General features: G+C 70.2%; 17 protein-coding genes. 6 read left to right on the top strand and 11 right to left on the bottom strand.

The features are described 5' to 3' along the window. Window positions 1-51 precede the first annotated feature (51 nt). Genes pdhA through GLX25_RS14040 form a run of 3 tightly spaced genes read left to right on the top strand, consistent with a single transcriptional unit; the run spans window position 52 to window position 3,781 of the window. Complete coding sequence (pdhA, locus tag GLX25_RS14030; protein ID WP_155843074.1) at window positions 52-1,188, top strand: pyruvate dehydrogenase (acetyl-transferring) E1 component subunit alpha; 1,137 nt, start codon at window positions 52-54, stop codon at window positions 1,186-1,188. Then, a complete protein-coding gene (locus GLX25_RS14035) occupies window positions 1,185-2,213 on the top strand; it encodes an alpha-ketoacid dehydrogenase subunit beta (RefSeq protein ID WP_155843075.1) in 1,029 nt (342 codons plus the stop codon). The genes pdhA and GLX25_RS14035 overlap by 4 nt, the downstream gene beginning before the upstream one ends. Continuing rightward, complete coding sequence (locus GLX25_RS14040) at window positions 2,210-3,781, top strand: dihydrolipoamide acetyltransferase family protein (protein WP_205719905.1); 1,572 nt, start codon at window positions 2,210-2,212, stop codon at window positions 3,779-3,781. The genes GLX25_RS14035 and GLX25_RS14040 overlap by 4 nt, the downstream gene beginning before the upstream one ends. Before the next feature lie 88 nt (window positions 3,782-3,869). Here GLX25_RS14040 and GLX25_RS14045 read toward each other — a convergent pair whose 3' ends face one another. Then, on the bottom strand, window positions 3,870-4,376 hold the full coding sequence (locus tag GLX25_RS14045; RefSeq protein ID WP_155843077.1) for a hypothetical protein: 507 nt from the start codon (window positions 4,374-4,376) through the stop codon (window positions 3,870-3,872). A gap of 121 nt (window positions 4,377-4,497) precedes the next feature. Here GLX25_RS14045 and GLX25_RS14050 point away from each other — a divergent pair, with 121 nt between their 5' ends. After that, a complete protein-coding gene (locus tag GLX25_RS14050; RefSeq protein WP_155843078.1) occupies window positions 4,498-4,713 on the top strand; it encodes a hypothetical protein in 216 nt (71 codons plus the stop codon). Between the two features lie 56 nt (window positions 4,714-4,769). Continuing rightward, window positions 4,770-5,660, top strand: a complete 891-nt coding sequence (locus tag GLX25_RS14055) for an aldo/keto reductase (protein ID WP_271192366.1) — start codon at window positions 4,770-4,772, stop codon at window positions 5,658-5,660. Between the two features lie 136 nt (window positions 5,661-5,796). Here GLX25_RS14055 and GLX25_RS14060 read toward each other — a convergent pair whose 3' ends face one another. The 8 genes from GLX25_RS14060 to GLX25_RS14095 all read right to left on the bottom strand — a co-directional run bounded on the left by GLX25_RS14060 (window position 5,797) and on the right by GLX25_RS14095 (window position 15,807). Continuing rightward, window positions 5,797-6,240, bottom strand: coding sequence for a hypothetical protein (locus GLX25_RS14060; protein WP_155843080.1), 444 nt, complete (start codon window positions 6,238-6,240; stop codon window positions 5,797-5,799). A gap of 471 nt (window positions 6,241-6,711) precedes the next feature. Further along, the gene (locus GLX25_RS14065; protein ID WP_155843081.1) at window positions 6,712-7,749 is read right to left on the bottom strand and encodes a nucleoside hydrolase; all 1,038 of its coding nucleotides are present in this window, start codon (window positions 7,747-7,749) and stop codon (window positions 6,712-6,714) included. Window positions 7,750-7,818: 69 nt separating this feature from the next. Then, entirely contained in the window at window positions 7,819-8,829 is a 1,011-nt protein-coding gene (locus tag GLX25_RS14070; RefSeq protein WP_166548831.1) for a Gfo/Idh/MocA family protein, read from the bottom strand. Window positions 8,830-8,901: 72 nt separating this feature from the next. Beyond that, complete coding sequence (locus tag GLX25_RS14075) at window positions 8,902-9,495, bottom strand: gluconokinase (RefSeq protein WP_155843085.1); 594 nt, start codon at window positions 9,493-9,495, stop codon at window positions 8,902-8,904. Between the two features lie 5 nt (window positions 9,496-9,500). Further along, on the bottom strand, window positions 9,501-10,745 hold the full coding sequence (gene manD / locus GLX25_RS14080; RefSeq protein WP_155843087.1) for a D-mannonate dehydratase ManD: 1,245 nt from the start codon (window positions 10,743-10,745) through the stop codon (window positions 9,501-9,503). A gap of 36 nt (window positions 10,746-10,781) precedes the next feature. After that, complete coding sequence (locus tag GLX25_RS19415) at window positions 10,782-12,176, bottom strand: mannitol dehydrogenase family protein (protein ID WP_271192367.1); 1,395 nt, start codon at window positions 12,174-12,176, stop codon at window positions 10,782-10,784. Beyond that, window positions 12,173-13,564 carry a glucuronate isomerase gene (gene uxaC, locus GLX25_RS14090; protein WP_155843089.1) on the bottom strand — a complete coding sequence of 464 codons (1,392 nt, stop codon included), beginning with the start codon at window positions 13,562-13,564 and terminating at the stop codon, window positions 12,173-12,175. Before uxaC ends, GLX25_RS19415 begins: the two co-directional genes overlap by 4 nt. A gap of 2 nt (window positions 13,565-13,566) precedes the next feature. Then, window positions 13,567-15,807 carry a glycoside hydrolase family 2 protein gene (locus tag GLX25_RS14095; protein WP_155843091.1) on the bottom strand — a complete coding sequence of 747 codons (2,241 nt, stop codon included), beginning with the start codon at window positions 15,805-15,807 and terminating at the stop codon, window positions 13,567-13,569. 147 nt (window positions 15,808-15,954) lie between these two features. Here GLX25_RS14095 and GLX25_RS14100 point away from each other — a divergent pair, with 147 nt between their 5' ends. Beyond that, on the top strand, window positions 15,955-17,172 hold the full coding sequence (locus GLX25_RS14100; RefSeq protein ID WP_155843093.1) for a helix-turn-helix transcriptional regulator: 1,218 nt from the start codon (window positions 15,955-15,957) through the stop codon (window positions 17,170-17,172). A gap of 56 nt (window positions 17,173-17,228) precedes the next feature. Here the strand turns inward: GLX25_RS14100 and GLX25_RS14105 are convergent, their stop codons facing one another. Beyond that, window positions 17,229-18,731, bottom strand: a complete 1,503-nt coding sequence (locus GLX25_RS14105) for an MFS transporter (protein WP_155843095.1) — start codon at window positions 18,729-18,731, stop codon at window positions 17,229-17,231. A gap of 225 nt (window positions 18,732-18,956) precedes the next feature. After that, window positions 18,957-19,760 carry an SDR family NAD(P)-dependent oxidoreductase gene (locus GLX25_RS14110; RefSeq protein ID WP_155843097.1) on the bottom strand — a complete coding sequence of 268 codons (804 nt, stop codon included), beginning with the start codon at window positions 19,758-19,760 and terminating at the stop codon, window positions 18,957-18,959. Window positions 19,761-19,766 lie beyond the last annotated feature (6 nt).

Raw genomic sequence — 19,766 nt, forward strand, 5'->3', positions numbered from 1 at the left:
GTTGTCCCGCACTCCGAGCGAGGTCGATGCAGACTGTCGCACCATGGCCACATGAGCCTCAACGTCGAGCATCACGAGCCACGCGTCCTCCCCTCCGAGAAGCCGATCCGACTCCTCGACAACGCGGGCCACGCACTGCGCGGTCGCGAGACCGGCGGGTTCGAACTGCCGCCCGTCGAGCGCCTGCTCGACCTCTACCGCCGCATGGTGATCGCGCGCCGATTCGACGTGCAGGTGACCGCGCTCACCAAGCAGGGACGCCTCGCGACCTATCCGTCGGCGTTCGGCCAGGAGGCCTGCGAGATCGGCGTCGTGTCGGCGATCACGGCCGACGACTGGCTGTTCCCGACCTACCGCGACAGCATCGCGCTGCTCACGCGCGGACTCGAGCCCGGCGAGATCCTCCAGTCCTTCCGCGGCGACTGGCACAACGGCTGGGACCAGCACGCGCACCGCACCGCCGCGATGGCGACGCCGCTCGCGACGCAGGCGCTGCACGCCGTCGGCCTCGCGCACGCCGCGCGCCTGCGCAACGACCCGATCGTGACGCTCACCTACCTCGGCGACGGTGCCACGAGCGAGGGCGACTCGCACGAGGCGTTCAACTTCGCCGCCGTGTGGCAGACGCCGACCGTGTTCCTCGTGCAGAACAACCAGTTCGCGATCAGCACGCCGATCGCCCGCCAGACGCACGCCACGACGCTCGCCGACAAGGCCGTCGGCTACGGCATGCCCGGCTACCACGTCGACGGCAACGACGTCGCGGCGATGTTCGCCGTCGCGACCGCCGCGGTCGACCGTGCACGCTCGGGCGGCGGCCCCACCCTCATCGAGGGGCTGACCTACCGCATCGAGTCCCACACGAACTCCGACGACCCCACGCGCTACCGCGCGGCCCGCGACGTCGAGCACTGGAAGCGGCGCGACCCGATCGAGCGGCTCGAGAAGTACCTCGTCTCCGAGGGTGCGCTCACCGACGACATCCGCGCCGACATCACCGAGGCCGGCGAGGCGCTCGCCGGCCGCACCCGCGACGCGATGAGCGAGACCCCCGAGCTCGACCCGCTCGAGCTCTTCGACCACGTCTACGCGACCCCGCGACCCGCGCTCGCCGAGCAGCGCGCCGCGCTCGAGGCCGAGCTCGCCGCCCACGCCGGACAGGCCCGCGAGGAGGTGGCCGCCCGATGAGCACGCCCGTCACCGAGCCCGCGACGGATGCCGCGGCATCCGCCCCCCAGCCCCTGACCATGGCGGGCGCACTGAACGCCGCCCTCCGCGACGCGATGGCCGAGGACGACCGCGTGGTCGTCTACGGCGAGGACGTCGGCCCGCTCGGCGGCGTCTTCCGCGTGACCGACGGCCTCCAGGCGGCCTTCGGCGAGGATCGCGTGTGGGATTCCCCGCTCGCCGAGGCGGGCATCGTCGGCACCGCGGTCGGCATGGCGATGTACGGCCTGCGACCGGTCGTCGAGATGCAGTTCGATGCGTTCAGCTACCCGGCCTTCGAGCAGATCGTCTCGCACGTCGCGAAGATGCGGAACCGCACCAAGGGCCGAGTGAGCCTGCCGATGGTGATCCGCATCCCGTGCGCGGGCGCGATCGGCGGCGTCGAGCACCACTCCGACTCCTCGGAGGCCTACTGGGCCGCGACGCCCGGCCTCACGGTCGTCATGCCGTCGAACCCGGCCGACGCGTACTCGATGCTCCGCGAGGCCATCGACAGCGACGACCCGGTCGTGTTCATGGAGCCGAAGAGCCGCTACTGGTCGAAGGCCGAGCTGACCCTCCCGGTGCGCACCGCGCCGATGAATCGCGCCCAGGTCGTCCGCGAGGGCTCCGACGTGACCCTCATCGGCTACGGCCCGACCGTGCGCACCGCGCTGGATGCCGCGGCCGCCGCCGAGGCGGAGGGCCTCTCGATCGAGGTGGTCGACCTCCGGAGCATCTCCCCGTTCGACGACGAGACCGTCGGCGCATCGCTCCGCAAGACCACTCGTGCGGCCGTCATCCACGAGGCCGCGCAGTTCGGCGGGTACGGGGCGGAGGTCGCCGCGCGCCTGACCGAGCGGAACTTCTTCCACCTCGCCGCGCCGATCCTCCGGATCACGGGCTACGACATCCCGTACCCGTCGCCGAAGCTCGAGGAGCACTACCTGCCCACGCCCGACCGGGTGCTCGACGCGCTCGCCTCCTGGGAATGGGACCTCGCATGAGCGCGCGCGAGTTCATCCTGCCCGACCTCGGCGAGGGCCTGACCGAGGCCGAGGTCGTCGCGTGGCTCGTCTCCCCCGGCGACGAGGTCGCGGTCGACCAGCCCGTCGTCGAGCTCGAATCGGCGAAGTCCGTCGTGCAGCTGCCGACGCCGTTCGCCGGGGTCGTCGAGTCGCTCGGCGGCGAGGTCGGCCAGGTGCTGCACGCGGGCCAGGTGCTGATGCGGCTCACTCCGGTCGGCACCGAGCTCGAGGCGCCGAGGGCCGATGAGACGACGGATGCCGCTGCGCCGGCCGCCCAGGGTGGCGTCGCACCCGCGCACGCCGAACCGGTCGCCGCGGAACCCGGCATCGCCGTGCCGACCGAGGCGGCCACCGAGGAGTCCGGCGCCGTGCTCATCGGCTACGGAACCCGCACGAGCGCGGCGACCGCCCGGTCGGCCTCGGCTCCCTCACGGTTCGGTCGGCGTCGCAACGACGTCGAGGCGCCTGCAGGAGCCGATCCGAACGAGACCGCTGCAGGTCCTGACTCTCCGGCCGGCGATCCCGGCCCCGGCGCCGGCGGACCCGTGGAGCCCACCGCGGAGGCCGAGGGCCTCCGGGACGACGATGAGGAGCGCGCACTCGCCGAGGCGCACGCCGCGCACACCCTCGAGCACGGCCGCCACTCCCCCGTGATCTCGCCGATCGTCCGACGACTCGCACGCGAGCACGGCTTCGACGCGAGCGAGCTGCTCGGCAGCGGGCCGGACGGCCTCGTGGTCCGGGCCGACGTCGAGGCCTTCATCGCCGAGCTCGACGAGGCCCGCGCCGGCCGCGGCGCACCGCCCGCGATGCCCGTCGCGCCGAGCGCCCCGACCGCGCCCGCCGCGCCGCGCGCGGGCGAGCAGCGTGTCCCCCTCGACCGCATGCAGCGCGCCGCCGCAGCGCACTTCACGCGGTCGCGCCGCGAGATCCCCGAGGCGACGGTCTGGATGGACGTCGACGCGACCGAGCTCCTGGCCGCCCGCCGTCAGCTGAACGCCGCCACGGGCGAGAAGTTCGGGATCACGGCGCTCGTCGCCCGGTTCGTGATCGCGGGGCTCCGGCGGCATCCGTCGCTGAACGCGAGCTTCGACGCCGACCGGAACGAGCTCGTGCTGCACTCGGGGATCAACCTCGGGCTCGCCGCGCAGACCCCGCGGGGCCTGCTCGTGCCCGTCGTGCATGGGGTAGAGCGGATGTCGCTCCGAGACCTGCGCGACGCCATCCAGGCCCGCACCGACCAGGCGTCGACCGGCGCGTTCCCGCCCGACGCGCTCACCGGCGGAACCTTCACGCTGAACAACTACGGCACGCTCGGCGTCGACGGCTCGGCCGCGATCATCAACCACCCCGAGGCCGCGATGCTCGGCATCGGACGACTCGTCGAACGGCCGTGGGTGGTCGACGGCGCGATCGCCGTGCGAACGGTCACGGAGCTCACGATCTCGTTCGACCACCGCGTCTGCGACGGTGCCGAAGCGGCCGCGTTCCTCACGTTCGTCGCCGGCTGCATCGAGCGCCCGATCTCGCTGCTCGCCGACCTCTAGGTCCGGCCGAGCACGCCGAGGCAGGCGAGGACATGGCGAAGGCGCATCCTGGCGGATGCGCCTTCGCCGTTTCCGGGCTCCGGCCGGTCTAGAAGAAGTCGTCGGGAGTGCCGGCGGCGCGCTGGACGTCGCGGGTCTCGATGCGGGCGGCCTCGAGCTTCGCCACCGCGACCCGGAGCCCTGACTCCATCTGCGCGGCCCAGGCGTCGGACTCCCGTGCGCTCGTCTCGGCCGCCCGGGCGCGGGCCTCGGCCGCATCCGCGGAACGTCGCGCCTCCGCGACCTGGCGCAGCGCCAGCGAGATGCCGTAGTAGGCGGCGACCATCGTCGCGATCGGGGCCGCGACGATCGCCAGTGCGGCGATGCCGGAGGCGTCGGGGCTGAACGCGACGACGAGCGCGAACGCGAGGAAGAGCGCCGCGATCGCGACGAGCACGACGAGCATGAAGCGGAGGTCGCGGCTCCACGAACCCCGCTTCGCCGAGGCGTCGGCCTGCGTGTCGGCGGTCTCCGGTTCGGGCTGGAAGACGATCGTGTCGCCGTAGGCGCCGTCGCCGCCCGTGTGGTCGACGGGCCGCGTGGTCGTGTCGCTCATGTCGCGCAATCCCCCAGTGTTGGCGTGTCCCCCAATTGTGGGCCGGGCCGGTGAGGGGGTCAAGCAAGCGCGCCGGATCGTCTCGCGGCGGAATGTCGGTGGGTCGTGAGAACCTCTCGACATGGGAATCGTCGAACTGATGCAGGCCAGGGAGCTCGCCGTGGGCGACATCCTCGTCAGCGCGACGGGCGGCTCGTACGAGATCACCAAGGTCGCGCGAGTGGGCCGCGGCATCCGCGTGCAGTACCTCACCGAAGACGGGCGACAGGGCCGCTTCACCGCGGCGCCCGAGTCGATCATCCGCGCACGGCGGTCGCACGCCACGCACGCCGCCTGAAGCGGGGTACCGAGAGGGCCTCCCTGTCCGGCCTCGCGCCACGTACGGTGAGCCGGGTGAGCGAAGTCCTGAACCTGAACAACGGCGTCCGCATCCCGGCCATCGGCCTCGGCGTTTTCCAGAGCCCGCCCGACGAGACCGCCGCCGCGGTGGAGACGGCGCTGCGCGTCGGCTACCGGCACATCGACACCGCCGCCGCCTACGGCAACGAGCGACAGGTCGGCGAGGGCATCCGCCGCTCGGGCCTCGACCGCGACGACGTCATCATCGAGACCAAGGTGTGGCCGAGCGACTACGGGTACGACGAGACGCTGCACGCGTGGGAGAAGTCGACCCGCAAGCTCGGCGTGGACCGGCTCGACCTGCTGATCCTGCACCAGCAGGCCGCCAACCTGTTCGACCGCACCATCGCTGCCTACCGAGCCCTGGAGACCCTCCTCGCCGACGGTCGCGTGCGTGCGATCGGCGTGAGCAACTTCACCGCTTCCGCCATCGACCGGCTCATGGCGGAAGTCGAAGTCGTGCCCGCGGTCAACCAGGTCGAGCTGCATCCGTACCACTCGCAAGGTGCACTGCAGGAGGCCCACGCGGCCCGGGGCATCCTGACCCAGGCGTGGTCGCCGATCGGCGGCATCACCTTCTACCCGGGCCCGTGGGGCGATGAGCGGCGCAACGTGATGCAGGACGAGACGATCGCAGCGATCGCCGCCGCGCACGGCAAGTCGCCTGCGCAGGTCATGCTGCGCTGGCACCTCCAGCAGGGCCGGTCTGCGATCCCGAAATCGACGAACCCGGGACGCATCGCGGAGAACTTCGACGTCTTCGACTTCGAACTCTCGCCGGACGAGCTGGCGCGCATCGACGCGCTCGACACGGCCGAGGGCAGCGGGCCCGACCCGGACCGGGAGTTCGGCGAGCGGATGCTGTTCCCGATTCCGGAGGCCTGACGACGACGCCGACCGTGACGGCCAACTGATCGAGGGCGCTCCTCGCCGAAGGAACGACCGACTGCTGCGGCGGTGATCGCGGCTCGGTCGGCAGCCGTCCCGACCGCGGTGCGGCCTCGAATCCCGGGCGGGACGATCACTCCGCGTCTCCGCCGGCGATGTCGGCCGCGGTGAAGTAGTCACCGAAGTCGCCGAGGGTCCACAGCCGGCCGTCGTACGACAGCCGGTTGTAGCCATCGCGCCGGTTCAGGCCCTCGCCACCGGGTTCGTACGCGAGAACGGCCTCGACGGCATAGCGGAATGCCTGATCTGCATCGTCGGCATCCGCGAAGTCCGCTCGCCCCATGGCCGACACGACTTCGGCGACGACGCTGTAGCCGAAGTTGCGGATGACTGCCTCGAAGAAGACCGCGCCATCATGACGGCGCTCGTCCCGCACATATTCGAACGGGATCGGTCGCCCACGCCACGTCAGACATGCGACCGTGATGTACCCCTGCTCGTATCTCGTCAGCGTCGAGAAGTGCAGCTCCCGCGCTGCGTCCGAGATCTCGAACTCGCCGGGCCCTCGCGTGAACACTCCCACACTCTGGCACAGCCTCGGGATACGCGTGGCCTCCGCGGCGGGGGCTATCCGGCTCGTCGCCTGTTCGCGACGACGACCGGGCGGATCCGCCTGCCGCCGGATACAAGGAACGCCCATCGAATCCGTCCACCGAAACGAGAAGAGCCCCAAAAAGGCCTCAACGGCCCTTCACAGGCCCCTCAGCAACGAGAAAACCCCTGAGAATCTTGCGATTCATCAGGGGTTTTTGGTGGATCTGAGGGGACTCGAACCCCTGACCCCCTGACGGGATGCACCCTGGCGGGCGCGCACGTGTTGGTTGTGGATGCCAGCAAGTATAAGGAAGAGCGGAGCAAGCGGCCCGAGCGGGAATCGCCGATTGATGCCGTCGCACGCCGGTGTCTGGGGACCAAAAGAGCCGCAAAAAGGCCACAGAGATCGGACCCGCTCCGTGAAAGTCGGGATCCCCCTTGGGTCGCGCGAGCCTCACTCCCCGGCCGCGCGCCAGCCCTCGAACTCCTCGAGCTTGAGGATGAAGTCCTCGAACATGAGCCGGTTGTCGACCTGGGTGTAGATCCGCATCGGACGCGCATCAGGGCGGGGCTCATACCCTCCGTCGGTGCGCAGCTCCGGCGTCGGGCACACGATGTGTCGGCTCGAGGCGCTGTCGGGTTCGAAGAGCGTGGTGAGGGCGGTCAGCAGCACCAGCGGCGAGTCGCCGAGCGCGTATGCACCAGCTCGGCCGCGACCGTGCCCGGCCACGCCGTCGAACACGAACCGGAGCTTGTCGAACAGGTAGCCGCCGATCGGACCGGTCGACGCGACACGAACCCGAAGTTCGGTCTCGGACATCAGGCACTGCCGGTAGACGTCGCGGGGGACCTGCCAGATCGGAATGGCCGACTCGTTGAACACGACCTGGCCGGCGACGACATCGATGAGGAGGTTGTACTCGATCGGCATCGCCCCAGGCGGCGGGCTCGCGAGGTCGGCGTGCTCGGCGCCGCCGATCCAGATCAGCGTCATCCGTTCGGCGACCCGGGGCTCGGTCAGCAGCGCCGACGCCAGGTCCGTGAGGCCGCCGCCGGCGGCGTAGAAGAGTGGCGTGCTCACATCGTCGCGCATCGCTTCGCGGATGATGGCGTCGACCGCGGGCGAGGGTTGCGGCGTGGCGAGATCGGTCAGCTGCAGCTCGGTGCCCTGCACGATCACCTCGGACGAGGTCAAGCCCATCCGTGTGAAGACGTCCCTGACGATCCCGGCGCCGTTCTCCGCCGAGCGGCCAGTCGGATCCCAGCGGTCGCCGGGCCGCAGATGGGAGCTGATGATGAGAGGGATCTCGACCACGGGCGACAGCAGGTGGTGGACGAGCTGCACGAGGTCGTCGGGATCGCCGGCGAAGTCATTGTCGATGATGACGCGTGCGCCGGCCGGGCCGGTGAGCGAGTGGGCCTGCCACGGAGCGAATCCGAGGGTCCAGATGGGCCCGGTGACTCCTGTGGGTTCGGTGGGATTGCGGGTCATGCGATCTCCTCGGCCGGGGTGCTCATGGTGACGGGAATGAAGGTGGGTGGCCTGGCGATGGTGAACGGCTCAGCCGGCGAGCGTGCGATCAGAGGCGAAGACCCGGGCTCGGATCTCGTCGAGGGTCTGTGCGACCGCGAGCGTCGCCGCGCAGTCGTGTCGGGAGACCTGCTGCTCACCTGCCGCGAGTGCGTCGGCGACGGCACGCAGCATCGGCCGGAACCCCGAACCGTCGCGGGGGTGCTCGACCCGCTCGGGCGAGTGGAGGATCGCCTCGCGCGATCCGGCGTGGACGCGTGCCGTGGTGCCCGCCCAGAACATCGGGTCGATCGTGATCCATCCGAGCGTGCCGCTGATCGTCGCGGCCTGGTCGAGGAAACCGATCGCGGAGCACGCCACGTCGGCGCGGGCTCCGTTCGCGAAGGTCAACGTCGCCCGCGCCTCCACGTCGGTACCGTCGACCGTGACGCCGGATGCCTCGACCGAGACCGGCTCGCCGAGCACCCACTGCGCGAGCGTGGCGCCGTAGATGCCGCGGTCGAGCACCGCGCTGTCGCCGCGCTCGGCCGTCCAGGAGCGGCCCGTCGCCTGCGACGGCATGCCGAACGTCGCCGAGACGTTCCGAGGCTCGCCGGCGAGACCGGCCTCGAGCCGTTGGATGAGGTCGACGTGGAGCGGGTTGAACTTCATCCACATCGCCTCCATCGCGAAGACCCCGGCGGCATCGGCGGCGTCGAAGATCTGCGCGACCTCTGCGGCGCTGGCGGCCATCGGCTTCTCGATGAGCACGTGCTTCCCGGCGGCGATCGCGTCGAGCGCGATCGACAGGTGGGTCGCAATCGGCGTCGCGATGTACACGGCGTCGACATCGTCGCGTCGGAGCACCTCTGCGACGTCGTTCGACCACGCCGGAATGCCGTGCCTCTCGGCGAATGCGGCGGTCCGCTGCTCGTCACGGCCCCAGGCCGCGGTAACGCTGCCCGCGCCGAAGACGGCCTGCAGATCGGGCGCGAACTGGTGGGAGATCATCCCCGTGCCGAGCATGGCCCAGCGGATCGATGGTGCGGAAGCTGCGGTCATGGAGTCATCCCTTCGTCGTTCGCCGCTGGGATCCCTGCGGGATCGGTGAAAAGACATCGGCGTCCTTCTTGTTCAGGAGACCGGGCGTTCAGGAGTCCGGTCGCGGCACGCGGCATCCGCGTCGAGGAACGCGACCGCCTGCGCGGCGGCCGTTTCGACGGGAAGATCCAGCGGCACCACCACTCCGTGCTCGTCGTCACCGAGCGGTTCGAGGGTTGCGAGCTGCGACGGGAGCATCGTCGCGGGCATGAAGTGCCCGGTGCGCTGCCCGATCCGCTCGGCGAGCTGCGCCGCGCTGCCGTGCACGTGCACGAATGCGAGCTCGGCGCCGCTGTCCCGCATCAGCGCGTCACGGTACGCGCGGCGCAACGCCGAGCACGAGACGACGACCGGACGCCCCGCCGCGAGTTCGTCCCGGACGCGTGAGGCGACCCGGGCGAGCCACGGCCACCGGTCGTCGTCGGTGAGCGGGATCCCGCCGGCCATCTGGACCTTTGCCTCAGCCGAGTGCAGATCGTCGGCCTCCACGAATACCCCGCCGAGCCGGTCCGCAACGGCGGCGGCGAGGGTCGATTTCCCGGCCCCTGCCACCCCCATCACAACGACCGCTGCGGCCGTCGCAGAGGCATCCGCGCCCACGCCGGCTGACGCGGCCTGCTCGGTCATCGCGGTCACCAATCGTGGACGGTGCCGTCGAGGAGTCGGTTGTAGGGCAGGTAGGCCTGCTCGTACGGGTACTTCCCGGCCTCGTCGACGTTCAGTTCGACGCCCAGGCCGGGCTTCTCCCCCGGGTGCAGGTAGCCGTCGGTCCAGGTGAAGGACTGCTCGAACACCCGGTCGGTCTTCGCGCCGTGGCGCATGTACTCCTGGATGCCGAAGTTGTGGATCGACAGGCCGAGGTGCATCGCGGCGGCCATGCCGACCGGGCTGATGTCGGTCGGGCCGTGCATGCCCGACTTCACCTGGTACATCGCCGCGTAGTCGAGCGTCTTCTTCAGCGGGCTGATGCCGCCCATGTGGGTGACCGCGCCGCGCACGTAGTCGATCTGCTGGTCGCGGATGAGGTCCTTGAAGTCCCAGATCGTGTTGAAGATCTCGCCGATCGCGAGCGGGGTGGTGGTGTGCTGGCGCACGAGGCGCAGCGCCTCCTGGTTCTCGGCGGGCGTGCAGTCCTCGAGCCAGAACAGGTCGTACGGTTCGAGGTCCTTGCCGAGGCGGGCGGCCTGGATCGGGGTCATCCGGTGGTGCCCGTCGTGCAGCAGCGGCACGTCTGGGCCGAACTCGTTCCGCACGGCCTCGAACACGCCGGGCAGGTGGTTCAGGTACGCGCGCGTGTCCCAGTCCTCCTCGACCGGCTTCGCGCCGCGGCGCGCGGGCTCGTGGTCGTACCGGACGGATGCGTCGCCGACGTCGGCGCCCTGCGCCGCGATGCCGTAGATCGCCTTGAGCGTCGGCACGCCGGTCTGCACGCGGATCGCCCGGTAGCCCTGCTCCTGGTGGGCGCGGATCGAGTCGAAGAGTTCGGGCAGCTCCTTGCCCGACGCGTGCCCGTACGCCATGAGCCCGTTGCGCGACGCCCCGCCGAGGAGCTGGTAGACGGGCATCCCGGCCTCCTTGCCCTTGATGTCCCAGAGGGCCATGTCGACGGCGGCGATCGAGGCCATCGTGACCGGGCCGCGGCGCCAGTACGCCGAACGGTAGAGGAACTGCCAGGTGTCCTCGATGCGGCTCGCGTCGCTGCCGATGAGCAGCGGCACGACATGCTCCTGCAGGTAGGCGACGACGGCGAGTTCGCGGCCGTTCAGGGTCGCGTCGCCGAGGCCGGTGAGGCCGTCGGCGGTCGTGATCTTGAGGGTGACGAAGTTGCGGTCGGGGCTGGTGACGATGACCTCAGCCTTGTCGATGCTCGTGCTCATTCGGTGCTCCGTGGATCGTGGGTGAGCGGTTCGGGGTCAGGATGTCTCGAGCACGGCGATCGCGTCCGAGACGCGGGTCGCGAAGCCGGCGTCGGCGGCGAGCCGCGCATCGAGCGCGGTCAGCAGGGCGTGTCGGGCGGATGCGTCGAGCTCGGCGATCGCCGCAGGATCGATGCCGTGCGGTGCGGGCGCTGTGCCCGCCCGCACGCCGAGCATCCACGCGGCGATCGCGGCGGCGCACCCGGTCGCGGGTCGGCCGACGGCGAGCTCGCCGAGCGCGACCGGCACGATGCGCAGGCGCGCCTTGGTGGTCGAGTCCTGCGCGATCTGGGCGAGCCGGTGCTCGATGCGGGGGTTGCGGAAGCGTTCGAGGAGCGCCGCGCGGTAGTCGGCGAGGTCGAAGGTCGGGAGCTGGCGGGCGTCGTCGTCCCAGAGCGCCTCGACGAGGCGGAGGCACACGGGGTCGTCGATCGCGTCCGACACGACCGCGTGGCCGCGGGTCGGTCCGAACGCGGCGAGCACGGTGTGGGCGCCGTTCAGCATCCAGAGCTTGCGGTTCTCCCACGGCGCGATCTCGTCGACGAACCGGGCGCCTGCGGACTCCCAGTCGGGTCGACCGGCGGGGAAGTCGCCCTCGAGCACCCAGTCGGCGAACGGCTCGGTCACGACCGGCGCGGCGTCGAGCCATCCGGTCGCGTCGCGCACCGCGCGTGGCTCGGTGTCGAGGTCGATGGCAGGCGTGATGCGGTCGATCGACGTCGAAACGACCGAGACCGAGATACCCAACCAGACCGCCAGTTCGGCCGACGTGCGGCGTGCGAGACCGGCCAGCGCGCGCCGCAGGAGCCCGCCGTTGTCGGGCAGGTTGTCGCAGGGCACGATCGCGATCGCGCCGGATCCGGCGCGGCGGCGAGCGTCGAGGGCGAGCAGCACCCGGCCGAGCGCCGTCGCGGGCTGCGCTGACCGGAGTTCGCCGGCGTTCGCGAACGCGGCGGCGAGCAGCTCGACATCGGATGCCATTGCGGCATCCTCGAGGTTCGGCGAACCGTCTGCGTCGAGCCGGTAGCCGGCCTCGGTGATCGTGAGCGTGAGGATCGCGATCCTCGGGTCGGCGACGGCCGCGACGAACGCGGCCACGTCATCGCCGGCCTCGACGCGCACGATCGACGGGATCAGCTCGAACCGGTCGCCCTCCGCGGCCCGCTCGACGAGCGTGTACAGGCCGTCCTGCGGGGTGAGCCGGTCGACGAGGTCGCGGCTGCGGCCAGAGAACGCGACGATCCCCCACTCAGCAGCGTCCAATGCGTGTGCGGTGTACCAGGCCTGATGGGCGCGGTGGAAGGCGCCGAGTCCGAGGTGCACGATCCGCTCCGGCGGGGTCGGCACACCGGTCGTCGCACGAGCGAGCCGGATCGCAGTGTCGGCGGTCACAGCTTGAACACCTCTCGGGGGATGGCGTCGACCAGGTCGTCGATGATGCGCTCCGCGGCGTCCATCCGCACCCGGCCTTCGACGACGAGGCGCGCGAGGAATCCGGCGTCGACCCGTCGGGCGGTGTCGTGACGTGCCGGGATCGACAGGAACGCACGTGTGTCGTCGATGAACCCGCTGCTGCGGTAGAAGCCCGCGGTCTCGGTCACCGCGGCCCGGTGGCGGGCGATCGCGTCGGGTGCGTCGAGGAACCACCACGGCGCGCCGACATAGACGCTCGGGTAGAACCCGGCGAGCGGCGCGAGCTCGCGCGAGTACGTCGTCTCGTCGACCGCGAACAGCACGAGGTGGAAGTCGCGTTCGAGGCCGTAGCGCTCCAGCAGCGGGCGGATGCCGCGCGTGAACTCGGTCGCGATGGGGATGTCGTGCCCGGTGTCGGGCCCGAAGGCGGTGTGCGTGGCCGTGGAGTGGTTGCGGAGCACGCCCGGGTGGATCGTCATGACGAGCCCGTCGTCGACGCTCATCCGCGCCATCTGCACGAGCATGTGGCCGCGGAATGCGCGCCGGTCCCCCGCGCTCGCAGTGCCGGCGAGCACCGCTTGGAACAGCCGCTCGCCCTCGCCCGGATCGAGATCGACCGTGAACAGCTCCTCGACCCCGTTGTCGGTCGAGACCGCGCCGTGCCGGATGAAGTGCGCCCTCCGGTCCTCCAACGCACCGAGGTAGCCGTCGAAGTCGCCGGTGTGTCCAGTCGCGCCGAGCAGCCGATCGACGTGGTCGGTGAATCCGGCCGCGTCGGGGTCGAGGTATCGGTCGGGACGGAACGTCGGCACCACTCGACCGCCGAGAGCGGATGCCGCGAGCGCGGCATGCTCCGATAGATCGTCGAGCGGGTCGTCGGTGGTGGCGAGGAACTCGATCCCGAACCGCTCGAACAGCGCGCGCGGCCGGAACTCCGGACGGGCCAGTGCGGCGGCGATCTCGTCGTAGATCGCATCCGCGGTGTCGGGGCCGAGCGGAGTCGTGATGCCGAAGACCCCGTCGAGCTCCTCCTCGATCCAGTAGCCGGAGGCGGTTCCGGCGAACCGGTGCCAGTGCGCGGCGAGCGTGCGCCACACCGTGCGCGCGTCGCGCCCGGCCCGCTCGTCGACGACCAGGTCGGCGAGGTCGACCCCCGCGGCGTGCAGCAGCCGGGTCACGTAGTGATCGCCTGTGACCAACAGCGACACGGGGTCGGCGTACGGCTCGTCGCGCAGCAGCAAGGACGGGGGCACGTGGCCGTGCGGCGAGATGATCGGGCTGCCGGCCACGCGTGCGTACAGGTCGAGCGCGACCGACCTGGTCGACGGGTCGGCCGGTAGCAGGCGGGCGGGATCTCGTGGCGGCATGGTCACTTGGCTATGAGGTTGAGCCGGGCGTTCAGCGCCGCGACGGTCTCGATGGATACGCCGCCCGCCTGCTTGATGAGCTTCTCGACACTCATGCGGTCGACGATGGCCTGCATCGCGGGCGGGATCTCGACGCCGTGGCCGACCTCGCCGCGGCTGGTCGCGACGGCCTCCATCACCGAGGCGATGACGCGGGCGCCGTCTTCCGACTGCTTGATGTCGCCGAGCGAGTCTCGCACGGAGTAGAACCCGTCGGGGCTCGGCAGTTCGGCATCGTCGAACCAGTTCGCGATGGTCGTGGTGGGCATCACGCTCGCGGCCGGCACCTCGTCGACCTTGCGGAGCGTGATGGTGTCGGTGAGCGCGCCCGCGCGGGCGGTGATCTCGTGCTCGCCCGTGAGCGGCACGCGGAACCGGAATGCCCGGCGGCTCTCGACGGCGCCGATCTCGACGCCGTCGACCGTGAGCACCACGTGGTCCTGGTTGGAGTAGACGATCACCTCGGTGACCTCCTCCGCCCGCTCGGCGCGGCGACGCCCGGCGACATGCACGAACGGCTCGCTGGACCAGGCCGCCTTGTAGAGGTAGAACGCGTCCTTCTTCAGGGTGCGGTCGAACGACACGAGCCCCTTCTGGTTGCGGCCGGCCGCGCCGCCCTCGTCACGCCCGGCCGATCCGAAGTCGGCGAGGTTCCACACGTGGGTCGCCCACAGCCACGGGCGCTGCTCGATCATGGCGAGCATGTGCTCGTGGTACAGGGCCTGGTAGCCCTCGGTGTAGTCGCCCTTCTCGGGTGCGGCGGACTGGAACTGCGCGTTTGCGTCCGCGCCGTATTCGGCGAGGCCGATCGCGATCTCGGGGTACGCGGCGTGGAAGTCGTCGAGCCAGGTGTCGTTGTCGGCGGCCTCGCCCACGTACCAGCCGAAGTAGAGGTTGTACGACATGACGTCGGGCAGGCCGACGAGCGGGTGGTCGGTCTCGAGCAGGAAGAGGTTCGCCATGGCGGTCAGGCGGGTGGGGTCGAGCTCGTGGGCGAGGTCGTTCAGTTCGCGGTGCGCCGCGACCACCTCGTCGCCCGAGCCGGCGAGGGTGATCTCGTTCGACAGGCCCCAGCAGACGATGCTCGCGTGGTGGCGATTCTGCACGATGAGTTCGGTGAGCTGGTCGCCCGCGTTCCCGGTCGCGCCCGGCAGGAAGACGGTGATCTGCGGGATCTCCGCCCACACGACGATGCCCGCCTCGTCGCAGAGGTCGTAGAAGCGCTGGTCGTGCTGGTAATGCGCGAGCCGCACCGTGGTGACGCCGAGTTCCTGGAGTAGGGCGAGGTCCTGCAGCTTCATCTCCTCGGTGATCGCGTTACCGACGCCCTCGCGGTCCTGGTGGCGGGAGACGCCCCGCAGGGGGTACTCCTCGCCGTTCAGGAGGAACCCGCGCTCGGGGTCAACGGCGAACTCGCGGCAGCCGAACCGCAGGTCGACGGTGTCGAGCACCGTGTCGCCCGAGAGCAGCTCGGCGCGCGCGGTGTAGAGGTGCGGGTCGCGCAGGCCGTGCCAACGGCGCACGCGCTCGATCGCCAGCGTCGCGTGGGCCTCGCCGTCGACGAGGGGCACGGTCGCGGCGGCTTCGCCCTCGACGGTGAAGCGCACACCGGTCGCGGCATCCCGGACCATCGCTCGGGCGAGCAGTGCCACCTCGGCGCGGTCTCCCTCGAGCGTCGGGGTGACCGTGAGGCCGGGGCCGCCGTGGTCTCCGAGGTCGAAGTGCTCGCGGCCGACCGTGATGCGGCGAACTTCGCGGTAGATGCCGCCGTAGAAGGTGAAGTCGGCCTGCTGCGGGTAGACGCGCTCGTTCGCCGCGTTGTCGACGACGACGAGCAGGGTGCGCGCGCCGGCGGCGAGGCCCTCGGTCAGGTCGACGCGGAACGTCGAATAGCCGCCGTCGTGGCGGGCGAGCAGTCTTCCGCCGAAGTGCACCTCGGCCGATGAGTTCACGCCCGCGAACTCGATCCAGGTCTCGTCGTCGGCTGCGTCGGGCTCGATGACACGTGCGTACGTCGACCGGCCGCGACGGTACTCGCCGCCCGCCTGTCCGTCGAAGGCGTTCCACGTGTGGGGCAGCACGACCTGCTCGCCCGCCGTAGCGACATCCTCCCAGCTCGAGGCCGTCGACAGCTCGACGGGCGCGAACGCCCAACCGTCGTGGATCGTCACGACTCGTCGGGTGTGGGTGGCAGCGGGCGTCATGGGTGTCTCCTTCGACGTGGATGCACCGGCGCGCGCCGGTGCGGCTTCGCCCACCGTACGAAGCCGACGCGACGAGATGATAGAACTGGTCATGCACGATCAGCACTGATTCGGCACCATTTCCGGAAGCGACGAACCGAGGCCCTCATGGCGACGACGTCACCCGCACCGAGTTCCGCGACGCTCGAAGCGGTCGTGGCCGCCGTGGCCCAGGTGCTGAGCTGCCCGGTGGAGCTCGCGCCCGACGTCGCGGCGGCTCTCGACGCGTTCGAGGCCGCGCACTGCCTCGATCCCCGCATCCAGCCCGCGTTCACCGCCGCCGTGCTGCGCGGGTTCGTGCGGGAGATGGAACCACAGGTCGTGCACGAGATCGTTGAGCCCCTCGGCATGGCGATCGCTCTGGCACGTTGGGGCGACCGTCTGCTCGTCATCGGCCCCTACACGCACGAGCCGATGCACCCCGGAGTGGCCGAAGAGGTCCTGAGCCGACTCGGCATCCCCAGCGCTCACCTGCCGGTCTACAAGCTGTACCGGACCCGCTATCCGATCGTGGACGCCGAATACGTCTACCGGGGCGCCGCGGCGATGCTGCAGGCGGCCGGGAGCGAGGAACTCCTCGGGAGCCTTCGCGAGGTCGTCGCCGAGGGCGGCGCGATCACGCCGGGATTCGGCGAGGCCCCGCAGTCTGCGGCCTTCACGGTGATCGAGGAGCGATACCGGCTCGAGCGGGAGTTCATGGATGCGGTCGCGGACGGGTCCTCCGAGCGGGCACTGGCGGCCCTGCACCGGATGGGGCGGATGCCGCAGACGATCAGCTACCTGAACACGCCGTTCCTCGGCACGACGATCCTGCGGATCATGGCGCGGGTCGCGGCCCAGCGCGGCGGGCTGCCTCCGGTGACGATCGACGCGATCTCGCAGGAGTACGCGCAGCGACTGCACCGCATCGGACACACCTCCGACAAGCGTCGCGCCGTCTCGTTCACCGCGCAGATGGTCACGGACTTCTGCCGCCACGTGCGCCGCCATCAGCAGCGCAGCTACCCGCAGCTGGTCCGTCAGGTCGCCGATGAGATCGACCTGCACCTCAGCAGCCAGGTCTCGACCACGGAACTGGCGGAGCGGCTCGGCGTCTCGGCGTCGACGCTCGCACGCAGGTTCAAGGCCGCGACCGGCCTGACCATCGCGGCCTACACGGCCAGGCAGCGGGCCGAGCGTGCGGCCCGACTGCTCGCCACCACCTCGCAGAGCGTTCGCGACATCGCCCTGTTCGTGGGCTACGACGACGCGAACTACTTCGTGAAGGTCTTCCGCGAGGCGCACGGCATGACGCCGACCGCGTACCGCGAGGCCCACACGACCTGACGTATGCGAGGGCCGCGGATCGCATCGGATCCGCGGCCCCCGGGGCCGGCGCGAGATCAGGCGAGGACGCCCTCGGCCTCGTGCTCGGCCGCCTCCAGCGCGGCCTTGCGCTCGCCGACGCGCTTCTGCACCTCGATCATCTCTGCGCGGTCGAGCTTGTAGCCGCGCATGGCGATGAGCGTGCACACCCAGCCGAGGATCGGCAGGCCGAAGAAGAGCAGCAGGCTCATCAGCAGGATCGGCGTGGACGGGCTGTCCGTGGGTTGGGGCATCACGGTGGTGAAGCCGATCAGGGCGACCGCGCCGAGCGCGAGCGTCGCGCCGAGCGACGAGATGATCTGGTCCACGATGTTGTACGTCGCGGTGACCGTGGCGGGCAGGAACTTGCCCGAGCGGTCCAGCTCGTAGTCGATGACATCGGCCCGCATGGCACCCGACGCGACGGTCACGACCATCGAGGCGCCGTTCAGGAGCAGGTACACGAGGAAGAACCCGATCGTGAGGGCCAGGTTGCCAAGGATGGAGCCCATGTCGACCACCAGGCAGAAGACCGTGAGCAGCGCGGCGAGGATCAGGCAGATCCATGTCCAGGTGACGGTCGCGGCCTTCGAGCCGTGCTTGCCGGTGTAGCGGGCACCGAAGATCGCGAACACGATGCCCGGGAGGATCGCGATGAGGCCGAGGACCGAGCCGAGCTGCATGTTGCCGAGCAGGATGCCCCACATGAGCGTGGCGATCACAGCCTGCGATCTCACCACCTGGGCGAGCTTGTCGGACGCGCCGCTGATCAGGTACCGCTGGAACGGCCCGTTCTTCGTGAGCAGGTTCCACATGTCGCGCATCGAGACCTCGGCCTTGGCCCGGTCCACCGAGAGGTGGGCGAAGTTCTCGGGCTTGTCGATCCTCGACACGCCGATGCAGGCGAGGATCTGGAAGACCAGCGAGCATGCGACGTACGTGAGCGCAGTCTCACTCAGCATCTCGACCGTGAACTCGTTGCCGTGGCGGGGCAGGAACACCACCGTCGACAGGATCGTGAAGATCGCCGGCACGAAGTACGCGTAGACCGTCGACCACACCTGCACGGTCGGGCGCTGCCGAGGGTCGTTGGTGAGTACGGGCCCGGTCATCTGCCCGGCGATGTCGTTCATCGAGGAGCCGATGATGTACACGACGTACATCGCGATGAAGAAGCCCGCGCCGAGTCCGGTGTCGGCCGCCCAGACGAAGAGCATGAGGATCGCGAGCGATCGGATGAGCCATCCGCCCAGCATGAAGAACCGCAGCTTGCCGAACCGGAAGTTCACCTTCTCGATGATGAGCGCCAGCAGCGGGTCGATCAGGCCGTCGAACACGCGGGTGAACGTGAGGATGAGTCCGGCCGCGGCGACCGCGATGCCATAGCCGGCGTTCTGCAGGTAGCTCATGAGGCCGACGAGGACGTAGAAGATCATCGCCGAGCCGTTGTTCATCTGGGAGAGGGCGATCTCCCAGGTCTTCGCGCGACGGTACGTGACGCCATCCGCCTCGCTGGCCGTCTGCTTCGGGTTACGCGCCATTGCGTGTTCGCTCCTTCGAGAATCCGCTCGGCCGGCCGACGGGTCGTTCCGACGGTCGCTTCATGAGCTGAAGGCAACAGTAGGAAGCGGGGAGACCCGCCGAGTAGAAGGTGACGAGCGGGTGTAGAAGGAAATCGGCGCCAAGTGTGGAGCCGCTGCCCCGGCGACGGACGAGGGCCGGAATGCACGACTGCACTCCGGCCCTCATCGACGGGAACCCGCCCGTCACGCCTGGAGGAGCTCGCCCATCTGCTTCGCGATGAGCGTCGTCGCGAACCGTGGGTTGAGGCGGGCCAGCCGGTCCATCGCAGCAGCATCGGACCCGATCGTCGCGCGGAATCGAGCCTTCTCGATCGCCGCGACGATGACCTTGCCCGCTTGGACCGGACTGGTCGTCTTGTACGCGGCGGTCTCGGTTGTGGCGTCGCCCGCGAGGCTGACGCCGGAGTTCGCCGCGATGTCAGTTCCGATCGCACCGGGGAACACGACGCTCACCTGCACGTTCGTGTCGAGGAGCTCCGCGTAGAGCGCCTCGGTCAGGAGCTTCACCGCAGCCTTCGACGCGCCGTACACCGCCTGGCCCGGCACTGGAGCGTACGAGCCCATGCTCGCCACGTTGAGGATCGCGGCCTCGGGGCGCGCGAGCAGGGTGGGCAGGAATGCCTTGCACATGTTCATGACGCCGCCGAAGTTCACGTTCATGACCTTGTCGATCTCGGAGAACGGCAGGTCGACCACCTTGACGAACTGCTGGATCACGCCAGCGATGTTCACGATGCCGTCGACCTGGCCGTGCACCGCCTCGACGGCAGCCGGGAGGTCGGCGACGGCCTCTCGGTCGGTGATGTTCACGACGTGCTGCGAGAAGCGGTCGCCTGCTCCGGCAAGCCGTGCGGTCTCCGCAAGCCCGTCGGCGTTGAGATCGACCCCGGCGACCGAAGCGCGGTCGGCGAGGAGGCGGAGCGTCGTCTCGCGTCCGATGCCGTTGCCTGCGCCGGTGACGACGAAGACCTTGTGTGCGATGTCCATGTTGGT

Source organism: Agromyces luteolus, assembly GCF_009729855.1.
Taxonomy (GTDB): domain Bacteria; phylum Actinomycetota; class Actinomycetes; order Actinomycetales; family Microbacteriaceae; genus Agromyces; species Agromyces luteolus.